This window comes from Aeromonas sp. R5-3 (assembly GCF_040908225.1).
In the GTDB taxonomy this organism is placed as follows: domain Bacteria; phylum Pseudomonadota; class Gammaproteobacteria; order Enterobacterales; family Aeromonadaceae; genus Aeromonas; species Aeromonas dhakensis.
This window is the reverse complement of the sequence record NZ_JBFODH010000023.1, coordinates 130,224-155,636: the sequence shown is the minus strand read 5'-3', so window position 1 is coordinate 155,636 and position 25,413 is coordinate 130,224. Positions and strand designations below refer to the sequence as shown.

Here is a 25,413-nt window from a genome sequence, read left to right as displayed (position 1 = left end):
CGACAGGGATGCCAGCGAGGGAAGGGATCCGGTGTTAAGCACAGAGTGGTTACTGTTGTCAGCCGATATGGAATACGCCTGCCTGCGCATCGCGCCGGGGCTGACCAAACCCATCTCGGAAAACGATATCCAGGCCCTGCTGCTGGCCTCCAACTGCCGTCGCTATCAGCCGCTGGCGGAGGGGATCAAGCAGGCCATCAGCCTGCTCAACACCCTGTTCAATGATCCGGCCGCCCCCCTGCCCGGCAACCCGGTGCCCATCGCCCAGCGCCACGATGCCAGCGTCCTGCTGCTGGTGGAGAAGGATCGGATGAGCGCCACCGCCCAGATCACCGCCGACTGGGGTGGCAAATACCTCACCAGCGAACAGCTGGAGCAGGCGATCCAGGCCAGCGAGATCAAGCAGGGGGTGCAACCCCAGCTCATCGCCGCCGCCGTGCTGGCGGCCAAGGAGGCGACGCCAGGCACCCTGCTCAGGTTGCCGGTGGCGCAGGGCAAGGCCGCCGTCAACGGTCAGGACACCCGCTTCGAGCGGCTGGTGGAGACCCCGGCCGAGCGTATTCTCAAGCCCCAGGAGCTGGATCACGGCCGGGTCGACATGCGCGACCTCGGCACCATGCTCACCGTCAAGGCCGGCGCCCAGCTGATGCGCCGCCACCCGGCCACCACCGGCGTGCCAGGCTTCACCGTCACCGGCCAGGAGCTGCCCGCCAAGCATGGCAAGGAGAGCCCCATGGTGGCCGGCGAAGGCACCTTCATCTCGCCGGATGACCCCAATCTGCTGCTGGCCAGCCGCCCGGGCCTGCCGCGTCAGGAGAAGAGCGGCATGAAGGTGGACGACGTGCTGAGCGTCAAGCAGGTGGATATCCGCCACGGCCACATCATCTTCGAGGGGGCGCTGATCGTGGCGGGGGACGTCACCCCCGGCATGAAGGTCAAGACCAGCGGCGACGTGGTGATCGGCGGCTTCGTGGAGGGGGGCTACATCGAATCGGGTGGCACCATCACGGTGCGCAACGGCGTCATCGGCCGCAAGCTGGAGCAGAGCAACGAGTACCTCTGCCACCTCAACGCCCAGGGGGAGATCCACGCCAGCTATGCCCAGTACGCCAAGCTGGAGGCCGGCGGCGACATCCACGTTCTGACCCAGCTCAGCCACAGCTACAGCCGCAGCGGCCAGGACCTCAAGGTGGGCGACAGCGCCATGCGCAAGGGCCACCTGCTGGGGGGCATCAGCATCGCCAACCGCCTCATCATGGCGCCGATCCTGGGGGCCTCGGCCCACAACCAGACCCGGTTGCAGATCCTCGGCGGCTACTTCACCCACAAGGAGCAGGAGCAGGCGCTGCGCCAGCGCAAGCAGGAGTGCCGGGAGCAGCTGGACAAGCTGCAGGATCTGCTGCTCAAGCTCTTGCAGCTGCCGAGCGACAAGCGCAATCCCCAGACCCTGCAGAAGATCAAACTGATCCGGGTCCAGCGGCTCGAGGAGAGCAAGCAGCTCGACGAGCAGCTGGAGGCGGCGCAGGAGGAGCTGCAGAAATTGATGGCGGAGATGGACATCATCGCCACCCAGCACGCCTTCCCCGGGGTCGAGGTGGAGATGGCCCACCACCACTATCGGGTCGACATAGAGCATGGCCCCATCCACTTCGCCATCCGCGAGGATCAGCTGCAGCTGACCCCTTACGAACCCCACAAGTGAGCGCCGCCGCCCCCGTCGTACACCTCCGGCCGTGATCCGGACGGTGAATTTCGCTACACTCCCTCTCCCATTGGCCCCATAGTGCGGGCCAGCCAGACTGCAGGATAGTGAGAGATGTACAAGCTGATCGCATTGGATATGGATGGCACCCTGTTGAACTCCCAGGGCCAGATTTCCCCCCGCACCCATGCGGCCATCGCCGCCGCCCGCGCCAGGGGAGTCACGGTCGTGCTGGCCTCCGGCCGCCCGCTGGAGGGGATGAGCCGCTATCTGGCCGAGCTCGGCCTCACCGGCCAGGATGACTACGTCATCTGCTACAACGGCGCCCTGGTGCAGCAGGTGGCCGATCAGCGCATCATCCGCAGCCAGCTGCTCAGCGGCAGCGACGCCAGCGCCATCGCCGCCCTGGCCGACGAGCTGGGCGTCAACGTGCACGGCTTCTCGGTCAGCCAGGGGCTCATCAGCCCCAAAGTCAGCCCCTACACCGAGCACGAATCCCGCCTCATCGACATGCCCATCAAGCTGCTGGACTTCGCCACCCTGCCCGCCGACGAGCAGATCCTCAAGGTGATGATGATCGATCCCGAGCCGCTGCTCTCCCCGGCCATCGCCAAGCTGCCAGCCGAGCTCTACCAGCGCTATACCGTGGTGCGCAGCGCCCCCTACTTCCTCGAGTTCATGAACAAGCGGAGCAACAAGGGGACCGGCGTTGCCGCCCTGGCCGAGCATCTGGGGCTGGATGCCTCCCAGGTCATCGCGGTGGGGGATGCGGGCAACGATCACCACATGATCGAGTACGCCGGGCTGGGGGTGGCGATGGGCAACGCCACCGACGACATCAAGGCGCTGGCCCAGCACACCACGGGGCGCAACGATGAAGACGGGGTCGCCCAGGTGATCGAGCATTTCATCCTGAACGCCTGAGTCGACAAGGGGCCTGCGGGCCCCTTTTGCTGTCTGGGCCTGTCTGGCTACGGGGCCACATGTTTAATATATCCACCACAACAATACCCTCCCCTCGCTTCCCCTTCGCTACAGCCCCCTTTTAATGGGACTCAAGCCAGCCGAGCGCAGAATATATTTAACATTTTGGCATCATTTCGTTTGACATATTGAACGGCCTTGGCAGACTGGGATCAGGATCCAGGCTGTCGTTGCCCAGGCTGACCGACGATTCTGGCACTGCGGCGCGACCCCGATCCCACGACCATGTCTTGAGGCATGCCCTTGCGCTGGCAAGGGTCTGCCCAAGGCGCAGGACCGCTAAGGACAGCCAAGGTGAATCATGACTCGCAGCACCCACACCCCGCGTAAACCCGTCGTACTGATGACCATGGGCGCCCAGCCCCGCAATGGTCACGCCTATCAGGTGATGACCCACAAATACATTCAACCACTGGTAGAGATCAGCGGCTGCGTCCCCCTGCTGGTGCCCACCTGCTGCGGCACCGAGGATCTGGCGCAATATCTGGATCTGGCGGATGGAGTCTATCTGAGCGGCGCCGGATCCAACATAGATCCAACCCTCTACGGCCAGGAGAACCTCACCCCGGAGAAGCAGCAAGACAGAGACAGGGATCTGTTCGACATGGCGCTGGTACGCGCCGCCCTCGACCGCGGTTTGCCGATCCTCGGCATCTGCCGCGGCATGCAGGAGATCAACGTGGCGCTGGGGGGAGACATCCACCAGAAGGTCTACAGCGAGCCGGGTTTTGACGATCATCGGGAGGATGCGGACGATCCGGTGGACGACCAGTATGGTGAGAGCCATCAGGTGACACTGGTGCCGGGCAGCTGGCTGGCGGAGCTGATGGGACAGCCATCGATCCCGGTCAACTCGCTGCACGGGCAGGGGATCAAGACCCTGGCCAAGGGACTGGTGCCGCTGGCCCATGCCGAAGACGGGCTGATCGAGGCGATCCACGCCCCCGCACTCTCCCCCTTCCTGCTGGCAGTGCAGTGGCATCCGGAGTGGAAGGCGAGTCAGAACCCTCACTCCATCAAGATCTTCGAGGCCTTTGGCGACGCCTGCCGGGCCCGTCTGACCGGCGTCTGACGACGCCGGCTAGTCGCCGAACCCGCGCGCCTTGAGCTTGGGCAGCGCACCGCGATCCGGGCGCAGGGTACGGCACACTTCCATCCCCTTGAGCCCGCGCTGGATGTGATCCGGCGTGTGGCCGAACACCATGCCGTTGCTGCGGTAGAGGGCGTTGTCGTCCAGCTCGAACAGCTCGCCGCCGATCAAGAGCTGCTCGCGGCCGTTGACCGTCTTGCCGCGCTTGAGCGGCAGCGTCATGTCGCTCAGCACCTCGCCGGTGGCGCACCCCTCGCGCCAGCGCGCCTCGTCTGAAAAGGGGGTGATGGCGATCTCGCGCCAGGATCCATCACGAAACTCGACCCGATACTTGTCGGCCAGCTGATCACAACCCACCAGCAGCCAGGCCCCGGCAATCCAGGCCACCTTGCTCCACTTGCGCACGCGCTCCACTCCCTTGTCAGACAGGTGCCCAGCATAAAGAAATTGCCTCGACCCCGCATCCATTTAGCGGATTGAAACCAACTATGCTGGAAATAACCAATGATAAGGGGCTGCTATGTTTGGCGATAACCTCGTTGCGCTACCTACCATGCTGTGGATTGGCGACCACCCGTTCTGGACCCTGCTGACCCTGTTCCTGCTCTTCACCCATTTCCTGCGCAGCCCGGGTCGCCGCCGTGAGCTGGTGAGCGAGCTCGGCTTCGTGATGATAAGCCTGGTGGTGATCCTGCTGATCCAGCTAGAAGGCGGCTGGTTTCGCCTGCCCCTGCCCCGCCACTGGCTGGTGGAGATCTCCAGCCTGCTGGCCGGGCTGGTGCTGGTGAAGATCTGGGGGATCCTGCTGTTCCAGTTTCTGCTGCCCCTGTGCCAGATCCGCATCCCGCGCATCATCGCCGACATCGTCATCACGGTCGGCTACATCGGCTGGTGCCTGTTCCGCCTCTACGCCTCCGGCATGGCCCTCGGCGAGATCGTCACCACCTCCGCCGTCATCACCGCCGTCATCGCCTTCTCCATGCAGGACACCCTGGGCAACCTGCTGGCCGGGGTCTCGATCCAGCTCGACAACTCCATCGCCATCGGCGACTGGCTGCAAGTAGAGACCACCCAGGGCCGGGTGGTGGAGATCAACTGGCGCGCCACCACCATAGAGACCCGCAACTGGGAGACGGTAGTGATCCCCAACAGCCACCTGCTCAAGCAGCGCTTCACCGTGCTCGGGCGGCGCCGCGACGCCCCCCTGCAGTGGCGCCGCTGGGTCTGGTTCGACATCACCCTGGACACCCTGCCCACCCAGATCATCGCCCTGGTGGAACACTCACTGCGGGAGACCCGCATCCGCAACGTCTCCGCCAGCCCGCAACCGGACTGCCTGCTGATGAACGTGGAGAACGGCATAGCCCGCTACGCGGTGCGCTACTGGCTCACCGATCTGGCGGTGGACGACCCCACCGACTCGGCGGTGCGCACCCTGATCGATGCCGCCCTGCGCCGCAACGACCGGCGCCTCACCCCGCCCATCTTCAACGTCTTCATGACCTCGGATCAGGATCACAAGGATCAGCGCCACAAGCGCCATACCGCCGAGCGAACCGACACCCTGCGCCGCCTGCCGCTGTTCGCCATGCTGCAGGAGGAGGAGCTGCTGCGGCTGGCGGATCAGGTCAAATTCGCCCCCTTCGTCAACGGCGATCGGATGCTGAGCCAGGGGGAGATCTCCGGCTGGCTGTTCGTGCTGGTGAAGGGGGATGCCCAGATGCTGGTGGAGGTGGAGGGCCGCGAGCTGCCGCTCGGCACCCTCAATGCCGGCGACTTCTTCGGCGAGTTGAGCCTGCTCACCGGCGAGCCCAGTCCGTTCACGGTGCGGGCCCAGGGGACCGTCGAAACCTATCGCATCAATCAGGCCATGTTCCAGGAGCTGGTGGCCCAGCGTGGCTCCCTGCTCGAGCCGCTCTACAAGGTGTTGAGTGCCCGTCAGCAGGAGCAGCAGGAGCTGCTGGCACGGGAGGCGGAGGCCATGAAGCAGATCGCCCCGCCACGGGATCTGCTGGACAAACTGATGGCGCTGTTTGGCGGGCGATGACGTAGCATGGGAGTCCATACTTTCCATTCGAGACGTGTTCCATGCTGCTGACCGCGCTGGCCCTGAGCGCCACCCTGCAATTTGACTGCCCCGCCACCATCGAGACCCGCCAACAACTGCTTGGGACAACCCACGGGTGGCAGGCCGTCACCCGCAACGAGCTGGGGGAGCAGCACCAGCCTCTTCGCCACCGGCTGGAGAACCTGGCCCTGTTCGACGGCGACCCCGACGAGCGCGCCCAGCTCAAGCCGGACAACGGCGACAGCCACGCCATCCACTACTGGAGCCTGGATCGCCACAATCCGCGCCCCTTCTATCTGGTCTGCCACTACCAGGAGACCGCCATCACCCTGCAACAGGCGCTGCCCGCCGGGATTGGCTACTGCCGGGTCAACCAGCCCGCCCCTTACGATCTCCGTGGTCTGATTTGCCGCAGCGAGTGACTGTTCCGGCATGACCGTGTGACGGTTTCGACCAACAGTGAATGAGCGGCCGACATGGGATGCATGTCGGCTGTGAACTGGCGGCTGTTGAGGTCTGACTAGAGCAGCAGGTCGGCCAGCTCGCCCAGCGCCGTCAGCTCCACGTCCGGCAGCAGTTGCAGCTGCTCTCCGGGTTGCGGACGCTCATTGAGCCAGGCGGCCTTGAAGCCGTGCAGCCGGGCCCCCAGCACGTCGGTCTGCGGGTGGTCACCCACGTGCAAAATACGATCGGGGGCGAGCTCCAGGGCCTTTTGCACCTGCACGAACATGTCCGGCGCCGGCTTCATCCTGCTGCCAAGACCAGCCTTGCAGACCAGGGTGAAGTAATCCGCGAGGCCAGCCTGGGCCAGATCTAGGTTGCCGTTGGTGATCACCGCCAGCGGGTAGCGTGCCGCCAGCCGGGTCAGCAGGGCATGGGTCTCGTCGCTCACCTCTATCTTCGAGCGCTCGGCCAGAAACGCGGCGAACACCGACTCTGCCTCCTGCGCGGCCCGAGCCTCGGCCATGCCTCCGGCCATCAGCGCGGCCTGGATGCCGTGCCGGCGCGCCAGGCTGACGTCGTGGCGCAGCGCCGGTTGTTCCAGCAGCAGGTTGCGTTTGAGCTCCAGCCAGCGCGGCTTGTCCAGCATGGCGGTGGCCAGGTATTCGCTGCGCAGGTGGGCCAGCATCCACTGCTCGGCTCGCTCGATGGCGGGGCCGTTGTCATAGAGGGTGTCGTCGAGATCGAAGGTGATGGCGGCCACCGGCTGCCAGCGACGGTAAAAATGCATGCACTCTCCTCGGTCAGGGTCGGTTCGGGTTCAGGCCCCGCCGACCGGCCAGGGGGCGAGAGGCCCCCGGCAAGGGTTTACTCCTCGTCTCCCGCATCGGCATCGCGCTTGGCCCTGGGGTGGGCGCTGTCATACACCTTGGCCAGGTGCTGGAAGTCGAGGTGGGTGTAGATCTGGGTGGTAGAGAGATCGGCGTGCCCCAGCAGCTCCTGCACCGCCCGCAGATCGCCGGAGGACTCCAGCATGTGGGTGGCGAAGCTGTGGCGCAGCTTGTGGGGATGGACGTGGGCGTTGAGCGCCTGCTTGTTGCCCCAGCCGTCGAGCCGCTCCTGCACCGAGCGGGCCGACAGGCGCTGCCGGCGTTTGGAGACGAACAGAGCCTCCTGCTCGTCGCCGGCCAGCAGCGGGCGCAGCTTGAGCCATTTTTGCAGCCACTCCACCGCCATCCGCCCCACCGGCAGCACCCGCTCCCGCGAGCCCTTGCCGGTCACCCTGAGCTGGCGCTCGTCGAGCTTCACGTCCGCCAGATTGAGCCCCACCAGCTCGGCGAGGCGCAGGCCGGAAGAGTACATCAGCTCCATGATGGCGCGATCCCGCACCGCCAGCGGATCCTGCTCGTCGGTGATGTTGAGCAGCTGGTACATCTCGTCCACGTCCAGATTCTTGGGCAACGGCCGTCCCTGCTTGGGGGTGACGATGCCGCGGGCCGGATTGGCGACCAGCCGCCCCTGGCGCACCTGCCAGTCGCAGAAGCTACGCAGGGCGGAGACCTTGGTGGCGAGCGAGCGGGGCGCAAGACCGGCCTTGTGCATCCGGGTCACCAGGCTGCGCACCTGGCTCGCCTCGAGCCGGGCCCAGTCATCGACCCCGAGCTTCACCAGCTCGGCGGCCATGGCTTCCAGATGGGCCTGGTAGTTGCTGCGGGTGTGGGGGCTGAGCTGGCGCTCGACCCGCAGATATTCGATGAAGGCCGCGAGCTCCCCCGCCAGCGCGGCCGGCAGGGGCTCGGCGGCAGGCGCCGCCTTGGTGGAGGGGCTGGCCGGCGTCTTAGCCACGGGCCAGCTCGGGCAGGCGCAGCTGCAGCAGGCGGCCGAGCTGACCCAGCAGCAGGGTGTCGTTGTGGGGAGTGAAGTGGCTCGGATCCGAGCTGGCGAAGGCCAGCACGCCGAGATCGCCGAGCCGCATCAGGGCCACCGAGTTGACCAGCACGTCGTGACCGAACAATGCCTGCTTCTCGCTCTGGTTGAGCCGGCCGAAGTAATAATCCTGACCCGGCAGGCGCTGACCCAGCAACTGCTCGAGCTGTTTGCCCTCCGCCATGAACTTCTGCTCGGGGCCGCTCAGCTGGAATTTTTTCGGGCTGAGCCAGAGCCGCAGGCCGGTCAGTCGCAGCCGCTGCACGAACGCCTTGCCCATCACGGCGCTCACCTCGAACAGGCTCCGACAGCCGTACAGCTCGCCGTAGAGATCGGCATAGACCCGGAAGATCCGTTCATTCTCGCTGGCGATCCCCATCAGCTCGGTGATCTCCTGCTCCAGCTGCTCGATGCGCTCGCGCTGGCGGTCAAGCTGGCGCTCCACCAGGGAGATGGCGCCCTTTTGTTCATGGGGAATGCGGATCCGGTCCAGCATGGCCGCGTGGCGCTGGAAAAACTCGGGATAACGGGCCAGGTACTCCAGCACTGTGGCTTCATCCACCAGTGGTTCCTGCCGTTTGAGTTCGCTCATAACTTGGTTGGTCCATCCGAAAAAGGGGCCAAGGGCCCCGACATTAGTGCTTGGCTGTGCGGGGGCTCCCCGCCCGTGCCTATAACTCTATCTGGCCGTCAAACACGTGCTCGGCCGGCCCGGTCATGTAGACCGGCTGACCCGGCCCCTTCCAGGCGATGGTCAGCTTGCCACCCGGCAGGGTGACGGTGACCCGCTCCTTGAGCTTGCCCTGGCTGATGCCGATCACCACGGCCGCACAGGCGCCGGTGCCGCAGGCGAGCGTCTCGCCCACCCCGCGCTCGAACACCCGCAGCTTGATCTCGCTGGCGTTGACCGTCTCCATGAAGCCGACGTTGACCCGTTCGGGAAAGCGTTCATGACGCTCCATGATGGGGCCCAGGGTCTCCACCGGCGCATCGGCCACCGAGGGCACCTCGATGACGCAGTGGGGATTGCCCATGGAGACGGCCCCGCACATCACAGTATGCTCCTGGGCCCGCAGCAGGTAGGTTTTTTCCGCCTTCTGGGCCCGAAACGGGATCTTGCCCGGCTCGAACTGGGGCACTCCCATGTTGACCGTGACCTGGTTCTCCCCCTCCAGCTGCAGCACGATGCGACCGCGCGCCGTGCTCACCGCGATGCGATCCCGGTTGATCAGCCCCTTGAGGCGGACGAAGCGAGCGAAACAGCGGGCACCGTTGCCGCACTGCTCCACCTCGCTGCCATCGGCATTGAAGATGCGGTAGTGAAAGTCGAGCTCGGGATCATAGGGCGGCTCCACCAGCAGCAGCTGGTCGAAGCCGATGCCGAAGTGGCGATCCGCCAGCTTCTTGATGACGTCATTGCTGAAAAACACCTTCTGAGTGACGCCATCCACCACCATGAAGTCGTTCCCGAGGCCGTGCATCTTGGAAAAATCTATCAACATCGTGCGTTCCTGTACCCTTGTTCACGCTCTCACCCGGAGGAACGCTTAGAGAAATCCATCAACCATCAGGGCAGCAAATGCTCACCGCGCCAGAGATCCGCCAACTGCTCGCGCTCTCTGATGAGGAACGACTGCGCCCCGTCCACCAGCACTTCGGCGGCGCGCGGACGGGTGTTGTAGTTGGAGGACATGGTAAAGCCGTAGGCACCGGCGGAACGCACCGCCAGCAAGGAGCCCTCGGCGATCGCCAGGGTGCGCTCCTTGCCGAGGAAATCGCCGGTCTCGCACACCGGGCCGACCACGTCGTAAACCGCCTGCTCGTGGCTCGCGCGGCTGTCCACCTCGATGATGTTCATCCAGGCGCCGTAGAGCGAGGGGCGCAGCAGATCGTTCATGCCGGCGTCGATCAGGGCGAAATTGCGGCTCTCGCCCGGCTTGAGGTACTCGACCCGGGTCAGCAGCACGCCGGCGTTGGCTACGATGGCACGGCCCGGCTCGAACAGCAGGGTCAGATCCCGGCCCGCCAGCTTCTGCTTGAGCGCCTCGGCATATTCGCTGGGATGGGGTGGCTGTTCGGCGCCATAGTTGACCCCCAGGCCCCCGCCCACGTCCAAGTGGTGGATGTGGATGCCTTCCGCCGCCAGGCCGTCGATCAGCCGCAGCAGCTTGTCGGCCGCCTCCATGAAGGGATTCAATTCAGTGAGTTGCGAGCCGATATGGCAATCCACCCCGACGATCTCGATGTTGGCCATGGCCGCCGCCTTGCGGTAGATGGCGGGTGCCAGCTCGATGGGAATGCCGAACTTGTTCTGCTTGAGGCCGGTGGAGATATAGGGATGAGTACCGGCGTCGATGTCGGGGTTGACCCGCACCGAGACCCGGGCCTTCTTGCCCATGCTGCCCGCCACCCGGTTCAGACGCTCCAGTTCGGCTTCCGACTCCAGGTTGAAGCAGAGGATCTCTTTATCCAGCGCGAGGCGCATCTCGGCCTCGCTCTTGGCGACGCCGGAGAAGACCACCTTGGCCGGATCGCCGCCCGCCGCCAGCACCCGCGACAGCTCGCCGCCGGAGACGATGTCAAAACCCGAACCCAGGCGGGCCAGCAGGTTGAGAAGCGCCAGGTTGGAGTTGGCCTTGACCGCGTAGCAGATCAGATGGGGGATGTCGCCCGCCGCCTTGTCGAAGGCGTGCCAGTGACGTTCCAGGGTGGCGCGGGAGTAGACGTACAGCGGAGTGCCATACTGCTCGGCAAGTTGTTGCAGCGAGGTGTGTTCGGCCTGAAGCTGGCCGTCGGCGTCGTAGTTAAAGTGATCCAAGGGGGCGGTTCCTTCCTAAATTATTGCGGCGCGGCCTCTGGGGCTGCCTCGGCGGTCGCAGGCGTCTGTGCTTGCTGTGTACTCTGGGTCTGCGGCTGCTCGGGGGGTGGCATGTAGAGCGGTCCCGTCAGGCCACACGCGGCCAAACCAAGAGACAGAAGAGTGGCAAGCAGACACTTGGTAAGCTGGGTAATCATAATGGTTCGCTGCGAAAAAATTTTTGGCCCTCTATAATCGCACTCACATTGTTAAAAGCAACAGGATAAACCGATGAAGGATCACGAGTATCACGCCCTGACCGACGCCTTTTTCCAGTATGTGGAAGACACCATCGACGAGGGGTATCCGGATATCGACTGCGAACGCGCTGGCGGGGTCTTGACCCTGAGCTTCGAGAACAAGACCAAGGTCATCATCAACAAGCAGGAGCCCCTGCACCAGATCTGGGTCGCCACCCGCGAGAACGGCTTCCACTTCGAGCTGCAAGGGGAAAGCTGGATCGACAACCGCTTCGGCCACGAGCTCAAGACCCTGCTGAGCCAGGCCTGTAGCTCCCAGGCGGGCGAGCCCGTCCAGTTCCCATGATCGATCTACACCCTACCGATGCCCGTCATGCGGTGATCTGGCTGCACGGGCTGGGGGATTCCGGCGCCGGCCTGGCCCCCTTGGTGGATGCGCTGGCCCTGCCCGCCGACCTGCCGGTGCGTCACCTGCTGCCCGATGCGCCCGAGCGGCCCATCACCATCAACATGGGCTACAAGATGCGCGGCTGGTACGACATCAGAAGCTTCGAGGATCCGGCGGATCGCGCCGTGGAGTCCCACGTCAGGGAGTCTGCGGCCCGCATCGCCGCGCTGATCGAGCAACTGGTGGCCGAGGGCTTCGCCCCCGAGCGCATCGTGCTGGCCGGCTTCTCCCAGGGGGGCGTGATTGCCTCCTTCACCGCCCTGCGCCTGCCGCAGCAACTGGCGGGTCTGCTCTGCATGTCCACCTACCTGGCGGCGCCCGACGCCCTGCTCGGCGAGATGAGCGAGGCTGCCCACAGCCTGCCCATCTGCTACATGCACGGCATCTATGACGACGTGGTGAGCCTATCCATGGGCTGGGACGCCAAGAACCGGCTGGAAGCGGCCGGACTCTCCCCCGAGTGGCACGAGTACCCCATGCGCCACGAGATCTGCCGCCCGCAGCTCGACGACATCCGCCAGTGGCTGCTGGCCCGCCTCGCGGGCTGAGCCAGTTCCCGAATAGCCAAACGGCCTGCAGATGCAGGCCGTTTTCATTCGATATGGGCGATGATCCTGTGCAGCAGGGGGCCGAGACCGGGGCGCTTGCGCGCACGCCGGGCGGGCCCCTGCCCTACCCCGCGCCGGCGGCGGAACCGAGCTCACGCCCCTGGCCACCGTCACGCAATTGACCCTGGCTGCGGTAGGGGATCACCTCCAGCTCGCCATTGATCTGCACTATCTCGTAGTACTGGGGCAGGTTGAAGTTGCTGAACTGACCCGCGTCGCTGAAGCGCTCGTGGCTGGAGGTGTAGAAACGGTTCACCCCCTGCACCAGCTCATCCTTGTTGCCGGCGAAGTGCTGGTAGATCTCCACCCGGTTCGCCTCGTCCAGGATATAGATGTTGGTGCCCGCGTCCCGGGTATCGAAGAAGAACTGCACCAGCCCCTCGCTGGCGTAGGCGTCGACGATGCCGGGCAGGTGCTGGCTGTGGGTCTTGTCGAGCCGCAGCGGCAGGTGATCCAGCTTGTTGTGGGAGATGTGGCGGTAGAAGTCGACCGCGTTCTCCAGCTTCTTGACCGACACCCCGCGCCGCTCGAAGAAGATGCCGTACTTCTCCTTGCCGAGCGCCAGCGTCTTGACCAATTGCTGCTTGTCGCGGGCCAGACGCAGCTCGATGCACTCGGCCACCAGCTGCTGGAAGCGGCTTCGCACCAGGGAACGGAAGTGCTGGCTGTAGCAGAACACCTCGATCATCTCGGGGGCGGCGGCATCCTGGTGCATCTTGCCGAGTATGGTGGTGAGGGCGTCCACCACGGCTTCGTCCCCCTGGAAGTGGAGGGTACGGATCTCGCTCCAGGAGTTGCGATAGACCAGATCCACCGACCCCACCAGACACTCCAGGTTGCGGCCGAACGAGAAGACGTCGGCGGCGTTGGCGTCGAATTCGATCACCTGACCCACCCAGTGGCTGGTCGGATCCGTCTCCAGGTTGAGGAAGATGGAGAGCTGGCGAATTTCGCAGGGCCGGCTCAGGGCCAGGTTGGTGGCACGGGGATACTTGACCGGGAAGGTGCCGGAGAGATCGCGACAGAACTGGTGCAGGTTGTCGATGTGCAGATCCGAGCCCTGGTTGAACAGGTGCACCCGGGACTGGGGCGTCAGCAGGCCATTGAAGTAGGCCCAGGAGACCAACTTGCTGATGTAGCCGTTATATTCGAGCGGCGCCCGGCCGATGATGTCAACCGGCTCCAGCGAATGCTTGTAGAGATACCAGCCGGCGCGGTTCAGGCGACCGTGCGGCACCTGCACGAAGCTCAGATCCGGCTCGCTCAGGTCCGGCGCTATCTTGAGGTTGATCCGCTGCACCTTGCCCGGCAGGCTCTCGAACGCGGCATAGAGCTTGCGCGACAGTATGCCGATGTCTTCCGGGTTGATGGACTCGCTGATGTTGTTGCGCCGGGCGAACTGGATGAGGTTGCGGTAGCTCTGCATCAGGGCCTCCAGCAGCTCGGCGTAGGCCACCTTGACGTCCTCCACCTTCCACTCCTGGCGGTGATCCAGATGCTGCAGCCGCTCCCGGCTCCAGCCCCAGTAGTCCACCAGCTGGGTCATCAGCTCGCGGCGCCAGGCCGGGGAGTGATCCTCCTTCGGATGGCTCAGGCCGTCGCACACCTTCAGATAGAAACAGCGGCGCACCAGATCGAGCCGCTGCATGTCGCCGATGGATTTGAGGTAGTTGGTCACCTTGTCCAGCATCAGGCAGTAGTTGTCGAGCCGGTAGTGCATCCCCTCGTTGTGCTGGAACCAGTCGCGGCTGGTCACCGACAGCAGGCGGGTGTTGGGGTACTCGTGGGAGTAGGCCTCCATCAGCACCGACTTGAGCACTGCTTTGTAGGGGGAGTCGATGCCCTTGTAGAGCTGCCAGAGGGCGGAGCCGAAATACTCCTCGGCCGGAATGCGGTTGAAGCCCCCCAGATCGAGCCAATCATCCTGGCTCAGCTTGCCGTGGGCGAACAGGCCGTTGACGTAGTCGTCGTAGTGATCGTCATACTCGGCCGGCACCAGATACCAGAGCAACCGCTTGCCGGCGATGTGCATGGCGCTGCGGTAGAACTCGTCGAGCAGCAGCAGGTGCTGGGCGCTGCCGCAGCTCTCCCCCTGCATCTGGGCATCGTTGCGCTGGCGGAACTTGTCTTCGGGGATCAGGAAGAAGTTGAGATCGACCCCCCGCTGCTCGGCCCACTTGGAGAGTTGCTGACACTTGAGATCCAGCAGCGCGAGCCGCTCCTGCGACAGACCGGCCACGTGGCAGACCCAGATGTCGAGATCCGAGTGGCAGCACTGACCGATGGACGAGGTGCTGCCCATGGAGTAGAGCCCCTGGATCGACTTGTCATGGGTGGTGAGGCCGTTCTGACAGTTGGCGTTCTGGCAGAGATCCTCGATGAAGGCCTGCTGGGCGTCGTTGGCGGTAAAACTCCAGATGCCGTGCGGCACATCCCCCGCCACATAACCGGGCAGCAGGGGGTGATTGAAGTGCAGCATGACGGGTAACAGCTGGAAGACCTGCTGCCCGTAGCGACTCATGAGACCTAACGCCCGCTGCGTCTTGAGACGATTAATGTCGTCGTAGCGCGCCACCAGCGTGTCGAGTTTTACCAGCAATGCCCTGCCTATACGAGGTGATAAATGACGCACCAAAACGGGGAGACGTCAAAAAAGTGTGATCATGTTAACAATGCAAGCAGCGGTGGTAAACAAGCCCGCACACAATCGCCGGATTATTTATGACAAGTCACTAAACAGTATCATTGGAAAGCAATAATTCTTTTAAATTTCAATCAATTAACCTTGCATTTTAGTTTAATGAAAATCATTTTCAGCCGCTGTTTTTGAGCTTGGCCCCGCTTTTGCCGGCTGTGCCATGAAAGCCCCTGCAAAGGGTGGTAAGATCGTTTTCCTTCTAAAGATGAAACAACTGATTGATATGGCAGCCCGAACCCTGAAAATTGCCACTCGCAAGAGCCCCCTGGCCATGTGGCAGGCCAACTTCGTCAAAGACCGGCTGGAAGCCCTGTACCCCGAGTTGCAGGTCGAGCTGGTCCCCATGAGCACTCAGGGTGACAAGATCCTGGATACCCCGCTCGCCAAGGTCGGCGGCAAGGGGTTGTTCGTCAAGGAGCTGGAAACGGCCATGCTGGAGGGACGAGCCGACATCGCCGTGCACTCCATGAAAGACGTACCGGTGGAGTTCCCCGAGGGGCTCGGCCTGCACACCATCTGCGAGCGCGAAGATCCGCGCGATGCCTTCGTCTCCAACCGCTTCACCGCCATTGACGAGCTGCCGCAAGGCGCCGTGGTCGGCACCTCCAGTCTGCGTCGCCAGTGCCAGCTGCGTGCGGCACGCCCGGATCTGGTGATCCGCGACCTGCGCGGCAACGTCAACACCCGTCTCGCCAAGCTGGACGCCGGTGAATACGACGCCATCATCCTGGCCGCCGCAGGCTTGAAACGGCTGGAGATGGCGCACCGCATCACCGCCTTCATCGAGCCGGAACAGAGCCTGCCCGCCAATGGCCAGGGCGCGGTCGGCATCGAGTGCCGCCTCGACGATCACGAGCTGCACGCCCTGCTGGCCCCACTCGAACACCCCGAGACCCGGATCCGGGTGCTGACCGAGCGCGCCATGAACCGTGCCCTGCAGGGGGGCTGTCAGGTCCCCATCGGGGCCTACGCCCTGGTAGAGGGAGAAGAAGTGTGGCTGCGCGGCCTGGTGGGCAGCCCGGATGGCAGCCGCGTCATCCGCGACGAGATCCGCGGCCCGCTGGCCGACGGCGAGGCCCTCGGTCACACCCTGGCCCAGCGCCTGCTGGCCGATGGTGCCGATGCCATCCTGGCCGAGGTCTACCGGGCATGAGTGCGGGCCGGTTCGAAGCATGGCCTGCATGCCGGAGCCAGCCCTGATGGTCCCGCTGGTGGTGCGCCCGGCCGCCCAGGCCGCCGAGCTGGTGGCGCTGCTGCGCCAGCACGGCCACGCACCGCTCTGCTGCCCGCTGCTGGAAACCGTGGCGGGCGGCGAGCTGCAGCGCCTGCCCGAACTGCTGCCCCAGGCCGACATCGTCATCGCCGTCAGCATGCATGCAGTTAATTTCACTCATCATTTTCTGTTGCAAACTGGTCAGACCTGGCCAAATATTGACTACTTTGCAGTCGGCCAGGCCAGCGCGGACGCCTTTTCGGCCGTCGGCATCACGGCAGCCTGCCCGGAGGATCCGCGCAGCGAGGGGCTGCTGGCCCTGTCCGGCCTGCAACAGGTGAACGGCAAGCGGGTGCTGATCCTGCGCGGCAATGGCGGCCGGGATCTCATCGCCCGGACGCTGGCCTCACGCGGCGCACTGGTGCACTATTGTGCGGCCTATGAGCGCCACTACCCCGCTCTGGACGGGGACACATTGACCCGCCACTGGCAGGCGGCCGGGCTCGACAGCCTGCTCGTCACCAGTGGCGAACTGCTGCAACGGCTGCTGGAACTGGTCCCGGACCGGCAGCAGCCCTGGCTGCACGACCGCCTGCTGGTGGTCCCCAGCCCGCGGGTGGCCGAGATGGCCGCGGCGGCGGGCTTTACCCATATCACGATTGCCCAGGGTGCATCCAACCAGGCCCTGACGGCCGCTCTGGAACTGAGGAAGATGGAATGACTGAACAGCAAGAAGTCCAGCCGAGTGCCGCGGCCTCCGTGGCCGACAACAAGCAACCCGGCCAGCAGGTCACCAACAACAAGAAGGGCGGCTCGGGTGCAGTGCTCGGCGGTATCGCCATCCTGCTGGCACTCGGCCTGACCGGTGGACTCTATCTGCATGGCCACCAGAACGCGGTGGCCCAGCAGGCCGAACTTGGCGCCCTCAAGCAGCAGCTGGCTGACGCCATGGCCAAACTGGATCAGAGCAACAGCAAGGATGGCGAACAGCTGGCCGCCCTCGGCAAGCAGCAGCAACTGCTGCAGGACGAGCTCAAGGGTCTGCAGACCCGGGTGCTGGATCTCAACGACAAGCGCCCCAACGACTGGATGCTGGCCGAATCCGAATACCTGGTGCGGATGGCCGGTCGCAAGCTCTGGCTGGAACACGACCTTGTCTCCGCCATCACACTGCTCGGCAATGCCGACGAGCGCATCAAGGCGCTCAACGATCCCAGCCTGATGCCTATTCGCAAGGCATTGGCCGAAGACATCGCCCAGCTCAAGGGGATGCCGCGCATCGACCGCGAGGGGCTGACCTTGAAGCTGGCCGCCCTCTCCGATCAGATCGAGCTGCTGCCGCTCTCTACCGTCAGCATGCCGGAAGCCAAGGCAGAGCCGGATCAGGCCGTCAGCACCAACCCAGACGAGTGGGAGAGCAATCTCAAGAAGAACTGGGTCAAGTTCACCGAAAACTTCATCACCATCCGTCGTCGCGACGGCGCGGTGGAGGCCCTGCTCTCCCCGCAGCAGGAGATCTTCCTGCGCGAGAACCTCAAGACCAAGCTGCTGCAGGCCCAGCTCGCCGTCTACCGCGAGCAGCAGGCCCTCTATGACGACAGCCTGGACAAGGCCCAGCGCTGGCTGACCCAGTATTTCGACACCGACAACAGCGCCACCCACTACATGCAGTCCGAGCTGGACAAGCTCAAGGGGGAGCAGATCCAGTTCAACTACCCGGATCGCTTCAAGACCCAGGCCATGCTGGAAGAGGTGCTGACCGAGCGCCTGCAGCGCATTCTGGCCAGCAACTGAGGAGGGCACCATGATTCGTCTGATTGTACTGGTGGCCGTGATGGTGGCCGGCCTCATCTTCGGCCCGCAGGCCTCCGGCAACAAGGGCTATGTGCTGATCTCGCTGGGCAACTACACGGTGGAGTCCTCGGTCACCAGCGCGGTGATCCTGGCGGTGCTGTTCTACGGTCTGCTGCTCATTGTCGAGTGGGTGCTGGGCCGGGTATTCGGCCTGCGCCGCAAGACGCTGGGCTGGTATGGCTCGCGCCGGCGCCGCAAGGCCAACCAGCAGACCGTGGCCGCCACCCTGGCCATGGCCGAGGGGCACTACAGCCAGGCCGAGAAGCTGATGCTCAAGGGCGCCAGCAACAGCGACACCCCGCTGCTCAACTACCTGAGCGCCGCCAAGGCGGCCCAGGCCCGTGGCGATGACGTGCGCCGGGACCAATACCTGCAAAAGGCGCAGGAGGAGAACCCCAAGGCCGAGCTGGCGCTGACCCTGACCCAGACCCAGCTGCAGATCGAGCAGGGCCAGTACGACACCGCACTGGCCATGCTGGAATCCGTCTACTCCCTCAACCCGCGCCACCCCATGGTGCTGGATCAGCTGCGCCAGGTACACCTGGCCCGCGAGGACTGGACCGCCCTCATCGACCTCATTCCGGCGCTGCACAAGGTGGGCAAGCTGACTCCCAAACAGGAAGAGGATCTGCTGCAACAGGCCTGGCGCGGCCGCCTCAGCGCCGCCAGCGGCACCCTCGATACCCTGCGCCCGGTGTGGCAGGCACTGCCACGCAAGCTGCGCCAGGATCCCGAGCTGCTGGCCGCCTATGGCGATCGCCTGCGCCAGCTGGGGGCCGACAATGAAGCGGCCGAGCTGTGGCTCGATGCACTGCGCAAACAGGTCTCGCCCCAGCTGCTGGCCCGCCTGCCCAAGCTCAGGCTCGACAGCTACCAGCCCCTGCTGACCCTGCTGCAGAAGATCCAGGATCAGCCGGGCGTCGACGCCGCGCTGGCCCAGGTCTACCTGCTGGCCGGTCAGCTGGACGAGGCCCAGCGCCTGCTGGAGCAGGAGGTCGCGAAGGCGCCGAACGCCGCCGTCTACCACGCCCTCGGCCAGGTGATGGACAAGCGCCGCCTCACCAACAAGGCCAACGAGTACTACCGCCAGGCATTGCAGCTGGCCGACGTCTGACACCCGTTCGTCGCGAAACAGAAAGAGGCCGCAGTTGCGGCCTCTTTCTGTTGGGATTATTGGGATTGCTCCGGATGACTGCCCTCCCTGCTCCCCTCGCGGGAGAAGGGTCGGGGATGAGGGGGGGAACCAGCTACCACCCTCACCCTACCCTCTCCCTGAGGGAGAGGGTCAGACTCAGGATGTCATTCGCTCCAGCTCCCCGATCAGCCAGATGGCCTCCTCCCTGTGATAGCCGCACACGTCCTGCATGGGACGAAAACCGCTGCACACCGCCGGGCGCTCGGGCTGGCCGAAGATCTTGCAGCCCAGCCGCGCATCGAGCTGCACGCAGGGCACGCCAGCCGGTTTGCCGTCGGGCATGCCGGGAATGGCGCTGCTGATACTGGGGGCGATGCAACAGGCACCGCAACCTTGACGACATTCCATGTAATGCTTTCCTCGGCAGGGTGTGCCAGTGTAGCAAAGGGCGGGGATTTTCCTCACTGTTATCCCGGCCACACCATGAAATAACCCTTGCCGACCGGCAACAAAAAGCCCGACAGCGTCGGGCTTTTCAGGCGGTACCATGGGGGTTGCCCCACGCGCATCCGGCTTACAGGATGATGTCGCGCACCACGCTGTCTTTGCGATCCAGGAAGTGGATCGACTTGATGCGACGGATGGTCCGGGATTTGCCGCGGATCAGCAGGGTCTCGGTGGTCGCCATGACGCCGTCGCTGGTGATGCCGTCCAGCAGATCACCCTTGGTGATGCCGGTGGCCGAGAAGATGACGTTGTCATTCTTGGCCAGGTCTTCCAGCTTGAGCACCTTGCTCACGTCGATGCCGAGCGCCTCGCAGCGGGCAATTTCCTGCTCGCCCAGCGCACGCACTTCCGGGCTGTCGCCCTTGACCTGATGACGGGGCACCAGGCGGGCCTGCATGTCACCGTCCAGCGCACGGATCACCGCCGCCGAGATCACCCCTTCCGGTGCGCCACCGATGCCGTACAGCATGTCCACTTCGCTGTCCGGCAGACAGGTGAGGATGGAGGCTGCCACGTCGCCGTCGGGAATGGCGAACACCCGCACACCCAGCCCCTGCATCTCCTTGATCGCCTTGTCGTGACGCGGCTTGGCCAGGGTGATCACGGTCAGGCGGGAGAGCGGCTTGCCGAGCGCCTTGGCCACGGCCTTGAGGTTCAGCTCGAGGGCCTGATCGAGGTCGATGGCACCCTTGGCCTTGGGACCCACGATCAGCTTCTCCATGTACATGTCGGGGGCCTTGAGGAAGGAGCCCTTGTCGCCGACGGCCAGCACGGCCAGGGCGTTGGCCTGACCCATGGCAGTCATGCGGGTACCCTCGATGGGATCGACCGCGATGTCCACCGCGTCGCCCATGCCAGTCCCCACCTTCTCGCCGATGTAGAGCATGGGGGCTTCGTCAATTTCACCCTCGCCGATCACAATCTCACCATCGATCTGGATCTGATTGAGGATATGGCGCATGGCCGCAACGGCCGCCCCATCGGCGATATTCTTGTCACCACGTCCGAGCCACTTGTAGCCAGCCAGTGCAGCCGCTTCCGTCACTCGGGAAAACTCGATTGCCAGTTCACGTCTCATCGCATATCCAACCTTTGGAGCTCGAAAACGGGCGGCATTCTACCACAAGGGCAAACCTTTGCGCGCAAAAGTGGCGGTTCGTCACACAAAACACGGCCCTTTCACCAATTTGACATCAAACCGCCACCGACACTTCACGAGAGTGTCACCCCGCTGTCATCCCCCCTGCCTAGCATGGCCCCCGTCTTTTACAACAAAGCTTGCAACACAAGGGATTAAGATGAAAAAGCTGACTGTAGTGGCACTGGCTCTCACCGCGGCCTTCCAGGCTCAAGCCGTTGAAGTTTACAAGAATGACACCACCACCCTGGATCTGTACGGCCGCATCTATGCCGGCCAGTTCTTCGGTGACAAGAAGGAAGGGGTCGACAGCACCCATCCGAACGGCACCCAGGAGTACAGCGACAAGCAGGGCGCCAACCAGTTCGTCCGCTTCGGCGCCAAGGTCGACAGCCAGATCAACAGCCAACTGAAGGCGCTGGCCCAGTACGAAGTGCAGATGTACATCAACGACAGCGAGAAGACCATCAGCGAGAACTCCGACAACCTGCGCACCCGTCTGGCGTTCGCCGGTGTCGGCGCCGACTGGGGCAACATCACCTTCGGTCGCCAGAAGGGGGCTCCGGGCTTCCTGGCCGACTGGACCGACGTTTCCCTCTCCGACGGCTACGGCAACGAGGCCCTCGGCGCCAAGACCGACACCTTCGCCACCAACCGCGCCGGTTCCGTGCTGAAGTACTCAGGTCTGTTCAACGGCTTCCAGATCGATACCAGCTACAAGTTCGACGGCGGTGACACCGAAGAGACCACCAGCAAGGACAGCGATGCTGCCTACGGCGCCGCCGTGGCCTACACCTTCCCGTTCAATCTGGCACTGGGTACCGCCTACAACGTGGGTATCCGCGACAAGAACGGGGAAGAGGATGCCAAGCTGTGGCTGCTCTCCGCCAAGTACGACAACAAGGCAGTCTACGCCGCCCTGAGCTATGCGGACGGCAGTGACTTCCTGGCCACCGGCAAGGATCACACCGGCTGGGAAGGGGCGCTGGGCTACAACTTCGAGAACGGCTTCGGCCTGATGGCGCTGTGGAACAAGCAGAAGGTGGAGCAGTCCGGCAAGGCTGACTACGACTCCATCGACTACTACACCCTGGGCGCCCAGTACAAGTTCAACAAGAACCTGCGTGTCATCGGCGAGTACCGCATCAACAACCTCGACAGCAAAGAGAGCGGCAAGCTCAACGTCAAGGATGACTTCCAGCTGGCGGCCCGCTACGACTTCTAAGTCGGGCCCCTCTGCTCTGCGCGCGCCGGCTGATGCCGGCGCGCTCTTTTTTGTCCGCCCCGACGCGCCCGGCCCTCCATGATCTAGGCTCAACAGAGCCAAGACGAGGAGATCAACATGCCGCTACGCCTGCTCATCTGCTGCTGCCTGCTCTGCGCCCTGCCCGTTCAGGCGCTGACCATCGCCATGGTGCTGTGGCGCGGCGAAACGGACGCCGAGCGCGGCTTTCGCGACGAGCTCAACCGGCTCGGTCATCACCCTACCTTCGTCACCTTCAACGCCAATCAGGACAGAACCGCGCTGGCCACCCTGCTGCGCCAGCAACTGCTGCCCTCCCTCGCCGACTACGACTACATCTACTGCTTCGGCACCACCGCCACGGCCATGGTCAAGAGCCTGGTGGGCAACCGCAAGCCGCTGATTTTCAGCATAGTGTCCGACCCCGTCGGGGCCGGCTTCCTGTCCGACGACAAGACGGAAAACCGGATGGTGGCCGGCACCAGCAACATGGTGCCGATGGCGCTGCAGCTCGCCAACGCCCGCCGCTATCTGCCCGCCAGCAAGGGGCTGCTGCTGCCGTTCAACCCGCGCGAGCAGAACACCCTGCTGACCGGCGAGATGCTGCTGCGCGAGGCCCGGCGCTACCAGTGGGAACTCACCACCTGGCGCATCGCACCGGACAAGCGGCGACTGGCCAACGAGCTCAAGCGGCTGCAGCGCGACGCCAAAGAGAGCATCGTGTTTCTCGCCGCCGACAGCTACCTGCTCTCCATCGCCCCCGAGCTGCTGGCAGCCCTCAACGAGGCGGGCATCCCCACCATCTGCAGCGCCGAGCTCTATGTGGAGCACGGCTGCACCATCGGCACCATCAGCAGCTATCAGGCCCTCGGCCGGATGGCGGCCAACATCATCCACCGCAACCTGCAGGGCACCCCGCTACAGGATATCCCGCTGCAGACCGACCCGGCGCCACGGCTGGTGCTGGGCAAACAACTGGCCGAGATCGCCCCCGCCGCCGCCGACCACTGAGCCCCTCATCCCCCTTCTTCTCTCCTCCCGTCACCTTGCCGACAGGCCCCCTGCCGGCAAGGTGAGTCATCCGATACCCAGCCCCATCGTCAAAACATGTTTCTATTGCACAGCTAATGAAAATCAATATCATTAGCATCCTCTCAAATGTGAGAGAACAAAATAATTACAAATAAATCAACAAGTTCAGACCATCAGGTCGCTTCTTCAAGAGTCAACACGCAACATGCACACACCTCACCACCCGCGCACTCTGCTGAGTGTCGCCCTGCTGGCCCTGAGTGCCGGCGCACACGCCGAAGACGAGACCATGACAGTGGTCGGCAAACGCAGCCAACATGAAGAGGTCGCCACCGCGACCCGCACCAACACCCCGGCCAAGCTGGTGCCGCAGGCCATCGACAGCGTCAAGGCTAGCGAGCTGACCGCCTTCGGCCAGCCCACCCTGAGCGAGGCCCTGACCGGCATCCCCGGCGTCAACGCCAGCGGTGACACCCGCTTCGACGGGGTCAACATCCGCGGCTTCAGCGCCAGCAACGACTTCTATCTCGACGGTTTTCGCGACGACATGCAGTACACCCGCGACCTTGGCAACACAGAACGGGTCGAAGTGCTCAAGGGGCCGGCGGCGGTGCTCTACGGCCGTGGCAGCACAGGCGGCATCGTCAACCGGGTCAGCAAGAAACCGCAGAAGGGGCTGGAGTCCAGCGTCAGCGCCCAGGTCGGCAGCTTCGACAGCCGTCGGCTGGCTGCCGATCTCAACGGTGAAGCGGGTGAGCAGGTGCAGGTGCGCCTCAACCTGGCCCAGGAAGACAAAGACAGCTTTCGCAATGGCGTGACCAGCAAGCGCACCCTGCTGGCCCCCTCCGTCAACTGGGAGATCAACGACAAGCTGAACTGGCTGCTGCAGTACGAGCGCAACGAGCACGACCGCACCCCGGATCGCGGCATCCCCGGCGTCAACGGTCGCCCGGCCGACGTGCCGAAGGAGTATGTCTACAGCGATACCCGCCGCGACTTCATCGACGATGTGGCCCAGTCCACCCGTTCGCGCCTCAGCTGGGACATCAACGATCAGTGGCAACTGCGCCAGCAGCTGGGCTACACCAGCCTCGACAGCCAGTTCGACAACACCTATGTCACCAGCGTCAAGGGGGACAAGGTGACCCGCGCCCGCTGGCAGCAGGATCTCAAGGCCAACAGCCTGATCAGCAACACCGAGGTCGAAGGCCAGCTGCAGACCGGCCCCGTCGAGCACCGCCTGCTGGTGGGCTTCGAGCAGAACTGGCAGGAGCGCACCCCCAAGCTCTATCAGAACGCCACCGCGATCCCGGCCGGCAACCTCTATGATCCGGGCTCCCTGCCCACCTACGACGGCGCCATGAAGCTCTCCAGCGACGCCAATCACAAGGTGCGCGGCTACGGCCTCTATGTGCAGGATCAGCTCAGTCTGGGCGACTGGCACCTGCTGGCGGGTCTGCGCCGCGACGACTTCACCGTCACCAGCCGCCGCAACGACCTCAACAAGGAGGAGACCGTCTCGGTCACCAGCCTGAGCCCGCGCCTGGGTCTGGTGTGGAACCCGATCGAGGAGCACGCCTTCTACGCCTCCTACAGCAAGACCTTCACCCCGGTGGGCGGGGAACTTATCGGCATCACCCCGGGCGACAAGAACAACAACCTGGATCCCCAGCACACCCGGCTGTACGAGGGCGGCGTGAAGAGCGACTGGCTGGATGGCCGCCTGGCGACCACCCTCTCCCTCTACCGGCTGGAGATGTACAACAAGCGCAGCAAGGATCCGCTGGATCCCACCAAGGTGATCCTCACCGGTCTGCAGCGTACCGAGGGGATCGAGCTGAGCGCCCGCGCCCAGCTGACCGACGAGCTCTACCTGCGCGGCGGCATCGCCATCCAGGATGCCGAACAGGTCAAGGCGGACGCCGATCTGCAGGGCAAGCGGCCGATGAACGTCTCTCGCCAGAACGGCGAGCTGTTCGCCGGCTATCAGAGCGGCAAGCAGGGCTGGTTCGGCGAGACCGGGGTGACCGCGGTGGGCGATCGCTTCGCCGACAACGCCAACACCACCACCTTGCCCGGTTACGCCCGCTTCGATGCCCGGGCCGGCTACCGCTGGCAGCAGTGGGAAACCCAGCTGAGCGTGGAGAACCTGACCGATCACGACTACTTCGTCAGTGCCACCAGCGCCTCCCAGATCATGCCGGGCACACCCCGTCAGCTGCATCTGAGCGCCGCCTACCGCTTCTGATCCCTCCCTTTTCCCGATCCC

At 64.3% G+C, this 25,413-nt stretch carries 24 protein-coding genes; 14 read left to right on the top strand and 10 right to left on the bottom strand.

From position 1 onward, the window contains the following. Positions 1-31 precede the first annotated feature (31 nt). From AB5Y95_RS15365 to AB5Y95_RS15355, 3 genes are all read left to right on the top strand, one after another. Entirely contained in the window at positions 32-1,702 is a 1,671-nt protein-coding gene (locus tag AB5Y95_RS15365; protein ID WP_017779778.1) for a DUF342 domain-containing protein, read from the top strand. Between the two features lie 114 nt (positions 1,703-1,816). Then, positions 1,817-2,626, top strand: a complete 810-nt coding sequence (gene yidA / locus AB5Y95_RS15360) for a sugar-phosphatase (protein ID WP_368161535.1) — start codon at positions 1,817-1,819, stop codon at positions 2,624-2,626. A gap of 361 nt (positions 2,627-2,987) precedes the next feature. Beyond that, positions 2,988-3,758, top strand: coding sequence for a gamma-glutamyl-gamma-aminobutyrate hydrolase family protein (locus tag AB5Y95_RS15355; protein WP_258118086.1), 771 nt, complete (start codon positions 2,988-2,990; stop codon positions 3,756-3,758). A 9-nt stretch (positions 3,759-3,767) separates the two neighbouring features. On the opposite strand, the gene AB5Y95_RS15350 is transcribed toward AB5Y95_RS15355, so the two are convergent. Then, a complete protein-coding gene (locus tag AB5Y95_RS15350; RefSeq protein WP_195877889.1) occupies positions 3,768-4,181 on the bottom strand; it encodes a hypothetical protein in 414 nt (137 codons plus the stop codon). A 115-nt stretch (positions 4,182-4,296) separates the two neighbouring features. On the opposite strand from AB5Y95_RS15350, the gene AB5Y95_RS15345 reads away from it, so the two are divergent. Continuing rightward, positions 4,297-5,823 carry a mechanosensitive ion channel family protein gene (locus AB5Y95_RS15345; RefSeq protein WP_005308266.1) on the top strand — a complete coding sequence of 509 codons (1,527 nt, stop codon included), beginning with the start codon at positions 4,297-4,299 and terminating at the stop codon, positions 5,821-5,823. Between the two features lie 41 nt (positions 5,824-5,864). Then, positions 5,865-6,266, top strand: coding sequence for an STY0301 family protein (locus AB5Y95_RS15340; RefSeq protein WP_368161534.1), 402 nt, complete (start codon positions 5,865-5,867; stop codon positions 6,264-6,266). A 98-nt stretch (positions 6,267-6,364) separates the two neighbouring features. On the opposite strand, the gene AB5Y95_RS15335 is transcribed toward AB5Y95_RS15340, so the two are convergent. The 6 genes from AB5Y95_RS15335 to AB5Y95_RS15310 form a co-directional block, all read right to left on the bottom strand. Further along, a complete protein-coding gene (locus AB5Y95_RS15335) occupies positions 6,365-7,075 on the bottom strand; it encodes an HAD-IA family hydrolase (RefSeq protein ID WP_368161533.1) in 711 nt (236 codons plus the stop codon). 77 nt (positions 7,076-7,152) lie between these two features. Then, a complete protein-coding gene (xerC, locus tag AB5Y95_RS15330; RefSeq protein WP_368161532.1) occupies positions 7,153-8,130 on the bottom strand; it encodes a tyrosine recombinase XerC in 978 nt (325 codons plus the stop codon). Further along, positions 8,123-8,803, bottom strand: coding sequence for a DUF484 family protein (locus tag AB5Y95_RS15325; protein ID WP_005308258.1), 681 nt, complete (start codon positions 8,801-8,803; stop codon positions 8,123-8,125). Before AB5Y95_RS15325 ends, xerC begins: the two co-directional genes overlap by 8 nt. A 79-nt stretch (positions 8,804-8,882) precedes the next feature. After that, positions 8,883-9,713 carry a diaminopimelate epimerase gene (gene dapF, locus AB5Y95_RS15320; protein WP_005308255.1) on the bottom strand — a complete coding sequence of 277 codons (831 nt, stop codon included), beginning with the start codon at positions 9,711-9,713 and terminating at the stop codon, positions 8,883-8,885. Between the two features lie 65 nt (positions 9,714-9,778). After that, a complete protein-coding gene (gene lysA, locus AB5Y95_RS15315) occupies positions 9,779-11,029 on the bottom strand; it encodes a diaminopimelate decarboxylase (RefSeq protein ID WP_005308254.1) in 1,251 nt (416 codons plus the stop codon). A 20-nt stretch (positions 11,030-11,049) separates the two neighbouring features. Then, on the bottom strand, positions 11,050-11,226 hold the full coding sequence (locus tag AB5Y95_RS15310; RefSeq protein WP_139431278.1) for a lipoprotein: 177 nt from the start codon (positions 11,224-11,226) through the stop codon (positions 11,050-11,052). Between the two features lie 73 nt (positions 11,227-11,299). Here AB5Y95_RS15310 and cyaY point away from each other — a divergent pair, with 73 nt between their 5' ends. Both cyaY and AB5Y95_RS15300 read left to right on the top strand, forming a co-directional pair. Further along, the gene (gene cyaY, locus AB5Y95_RS15305) at positions 11,300-11,614 is read left to right on the top strand and encodes an iron donor protein CyaY (RefSeq protein ID WP_005308252.1); all 315 of its coding nucleotides are present in this window, start codon (positions 11,300-11,302) and stop codon (positions 11,612-11,614) included. Beyond that, positions 11,611-12,264, top strand: coding sequence for an alpha/beta hydrolase (locus AB5Y95_RS15300; RefSeq protein ID WP_368161531.1), 654 nt, complete (start codon positions 11,611-11,613; stop codon positions 12,262-12,264). Before cyaY ends, AB5Y95_RS15300 begins: the two co-directional genes overlap by 4 nt. 124 nt (positions 12,265-12,388) lie before the next feature. Here AB5Y95_RS15300 and AB5Y95_RS15295 read toward each other — a convergent pair whose 3' ends face one another. After that, complete coding sequence (locus tag AB5Y95_RS15295) at positions 12,389-14,923, bottom strand: class I adenylate cyclase (protein ID WP_010635310.1); 2,535 nt, start codon at positions 14,921-14,923, stop codon at positions 12,389-12,391. 322 nt (positions 14,924-15,245) lie between these two features. Between AB5Y95_RS15295 and hemC the strand changes: the two genes are divergently transcribed. From hemC to AB5Y95_RS15275, 4 genes are read left to right on the top strand one after another with little or no spacing between them, the layout of a single operon-like run. Then, positions 15,246-16,175: a hydroxymethylbilane synthase gene (hemC, locus tag AB5Y95_RS15290; protein ID WP_010635311.1), complete on the top strand. Its 930-nt coding sequence runs from the start codon at positions 15,246-15,248 to the stop codon at positions 16,173-16,175. A gap of 46 nt (positions 16,176-16,221) precedes the next feature. Beyond that, positions 16,222-16,956 carry a uroporphyrinogen-III synthase gene (locus AB5Y95_RS15285; protein ID WP_026141950.1) on the top strand — a complete coding sequence of 245 codons (735 nt, stop codon included), beginning with the start codon at positions 16,222-16,224 and terminating at the stop codon, positions 16,954-16,956. Then, complete coding sequence (locus tag AB5Y95_RS15280) at positions 16,953-18,029, top strand: uroporphyrinogen-III C-methyltransferase (RefSeq protein WP_010635313.1); 1,077 nt, start codon at positions 16,953-16,955, stop codon at positions 18,027-18,029. The genes AB5Y95_RS15285 and AB5Y95_RS15280 overlap by 4 nt, the downstream gene beginning before the upstream one ends. A 10-nt stretch (positions 18,030-18,039) precedes the next feature. Next, positions 18,040-19,203, top strand: coding sequence for a heme biosynthesis HemY N-terminal domain-containing protein (locus tag AB5Y95_RS15275; RefSeq protein WP_065018407.1), 1,164 nt, complete (start codon positions 18,040-18,042; stop codon positions 19,201-19,203). Positions 19,204-19,380: 177 nt separating this feature from the next. Here the strand turns inward: AB5Y95_RS15275 and AB5Y95_RS15270 are convergent, their stop codons facing one another. Next, positions 19,381-19,632, bottom strand: coding sequence for a YkgJ family cysteine cluster protein (locus AB5Y95_RS15270; protein WP_017787388.1), 252 nt, complete (start codon positions 19,630-19,632; stop codon positions 19,381-19,383). Positions 19,633-19,798: 166 nt separating this feature from the next. Beyond that, positions 19,799-20,809, bottom strand: coding sequence for a class II fructose-bisphosphatase (glpX, locus tag AB5Y95_RS15265; RefSeq protein WP_005308234.1), 1,011 nt, complete (start codon positions 20,807-20,809; stop codon positions 19,799-19,801). Between the two features lie 220 nt (positions 20,810-21,029). On the opposite strand from glpX, the gene AB5Y95_RS15260 reads away from it, so the two are divergent. From AB5Y95_RS15260 to AB5Y95_RS15250, 3 genes are all read left to right on the top strand, one after another. Further along, positions 21,030-22,094 (top strand): porin, encoded by a 1,065-nt coding sequence (locus AB5Y95_RS15260; RefSeq protein ID WP_010635316.1) that lies wholly within the window; start codon positions 21,030-21,032, stop codon positions 22,092-22,094. Between the two features lie 117 nt (positions 22,095-22,211). Beyond that, positions 22,212-23,123: an ABC transporter substrate-binding protein gene (locus tag AB5Y95_RS15255; protein WP_368161530.1), complete on the top strand. Its 912-nt coding sequence runs from the start codon at positions 22,212-22,214 to the stop codon at positions 23,121-23,123. 226 nt (positions 23,124-23,349) lie between these two features. Next, positions 23,350-25,392, top strand: a complete 2,043-nt coding sequence (locus tag AB5Y95_RS15250) for a TonB-dependent siderophore receptor (protein WP_010635318.1) — start codon at positions 23,350-23,352, stop codon at positions 25,390-25,392. Positions 25,393-25,413 lie beyond the last annotated feature (21 nt).

Coding starts and splice junctions, on each gene's coding strand:
- yidA (WP_368161535.1), top strand. CDS start 1,817: ATGTACAAGCTGATCGCATTGGATATGGATGGCACCCTGTTGAACTCC.
- AB5Y95_RS15355 (WP_258118086.1), top strand. CDS start 2,988: ATGACTCGCAGCACCCACACCCCGCGTAAACCCGTCGTACTGATGACC.
- AB5Y95_RS15345 (WP_005308266.1), top strand. CDS start 4,297: ATGTTTGGCGATAACCTCGTTGCGCTACCTACCATGCTGTGGATTGGC.
- AB5Y95_RS15340 (WP_368161534.1), top strand. CDS start 5,865: ATGCTGCTGACCGCGCTGGCCCTGAGCGCCACCCTGCAATTTGACTGC.
- AB5Y95_RS15335 (WP_368161533.1), bottom strand. CDS start 7,075: ATGCATTTTTACCGTCGCTGGCAGCCGGTGGCCGCCATCACCTTCGAT.
- AB5Y95_RS15325 (WP_005308258.1), bottom strand. CDS start 8,803: ATGAGCGAACTCAAACGGCAGGAACCACTGGTGGATGAAGCCACAGTG.
- dapF (WP_005308255.1), bottom strand. CDS start 9,713: ATGTTGATAGATTTTTCCAAGATGCACGGCCTCGGGAACGACTTCATG.
- AB5Y95_RS15310 (WP_139431278.1), bottom strand. CDS start 11,226: ATGATTACCCAGCTTACCAAGTGTCTGCTTGCCACTCTTCTGTCTCTT.
- cyaY (WP_005308252.1), top strand. CDS start 11,300: ATGAAGGATCACGAGTATCACGCCCTGACCGACGCCTTTTTCCAGTAT.
- AB5Y95_RS15300 (WP_368161531.1), top strand. CDS start 11,611: ATGATCGATCTACACCCTACCGATGCCCGTCATGCGGTGATCTGGCTG.
- hemC (WP_010635311.1), top strand. CDS start 15,246: ATGGCAGCCCGAACCCTGAAAATTGCCACTCGCAAGAGCCCCCTGGCC.
- AB5Y95_RS15285 (WP_026141950.1), top strand. CDS start 16,222: ATGGTCCCGCTGGTGGTGCGCCCGGCCGCCCAGGCCGCCGAGCTGGTG.
- AB5Y95_RS15280 (WP_010635313.1), top strand. CDS start 16,953: ATGACTGAACAGCAAGAAGTCCAGCCGAGTGCCGCGGCCTCCGTGGCC.
- AB5Y95_RS15275 (WP_065018407.1), top strand. CDS start 18,040: ATGATTCGTCTGATTGTACTGGTGGCCGTGATGGTGGCCGGCCTCATC.
- AB5Y95_RS15270 (WP_017787388.1), bottom strand. CDS start 19,632: ATGGAATGTCGTCAAGGTTGCGGTGCCTGTTGCATCGCCCCCAGTATC.
- glpX (WP_005308234.1), bottom strand. CDS start 20,809: ATGAGACGTGAACTGGCAATCGAGTTTTCCCGAGTGACGGAAGCGGCT.
- AB5Y95_RS15260 (WP_010635316.1), top strand. CDS start 21,030: ATGAAAAAGCTGACTGTAGTGGCACTGGCTCTCACCGCGGCCTTCCAG.
- AB5Y95_RS15255 (WP_368161530.1), top strand. CDS start 22,212: ATGCCGCTACGCCTGCTCATCTGCTGCTGCCTGCTCTGCGCCCTGCCC.
- AB5Y95_RS15250 (WP_010635318.1), top strand. CDS start 23,350: ATGCACACACCTCACCACCCGCGCACTCTGCTGAGTGTCGCCCTGCTG.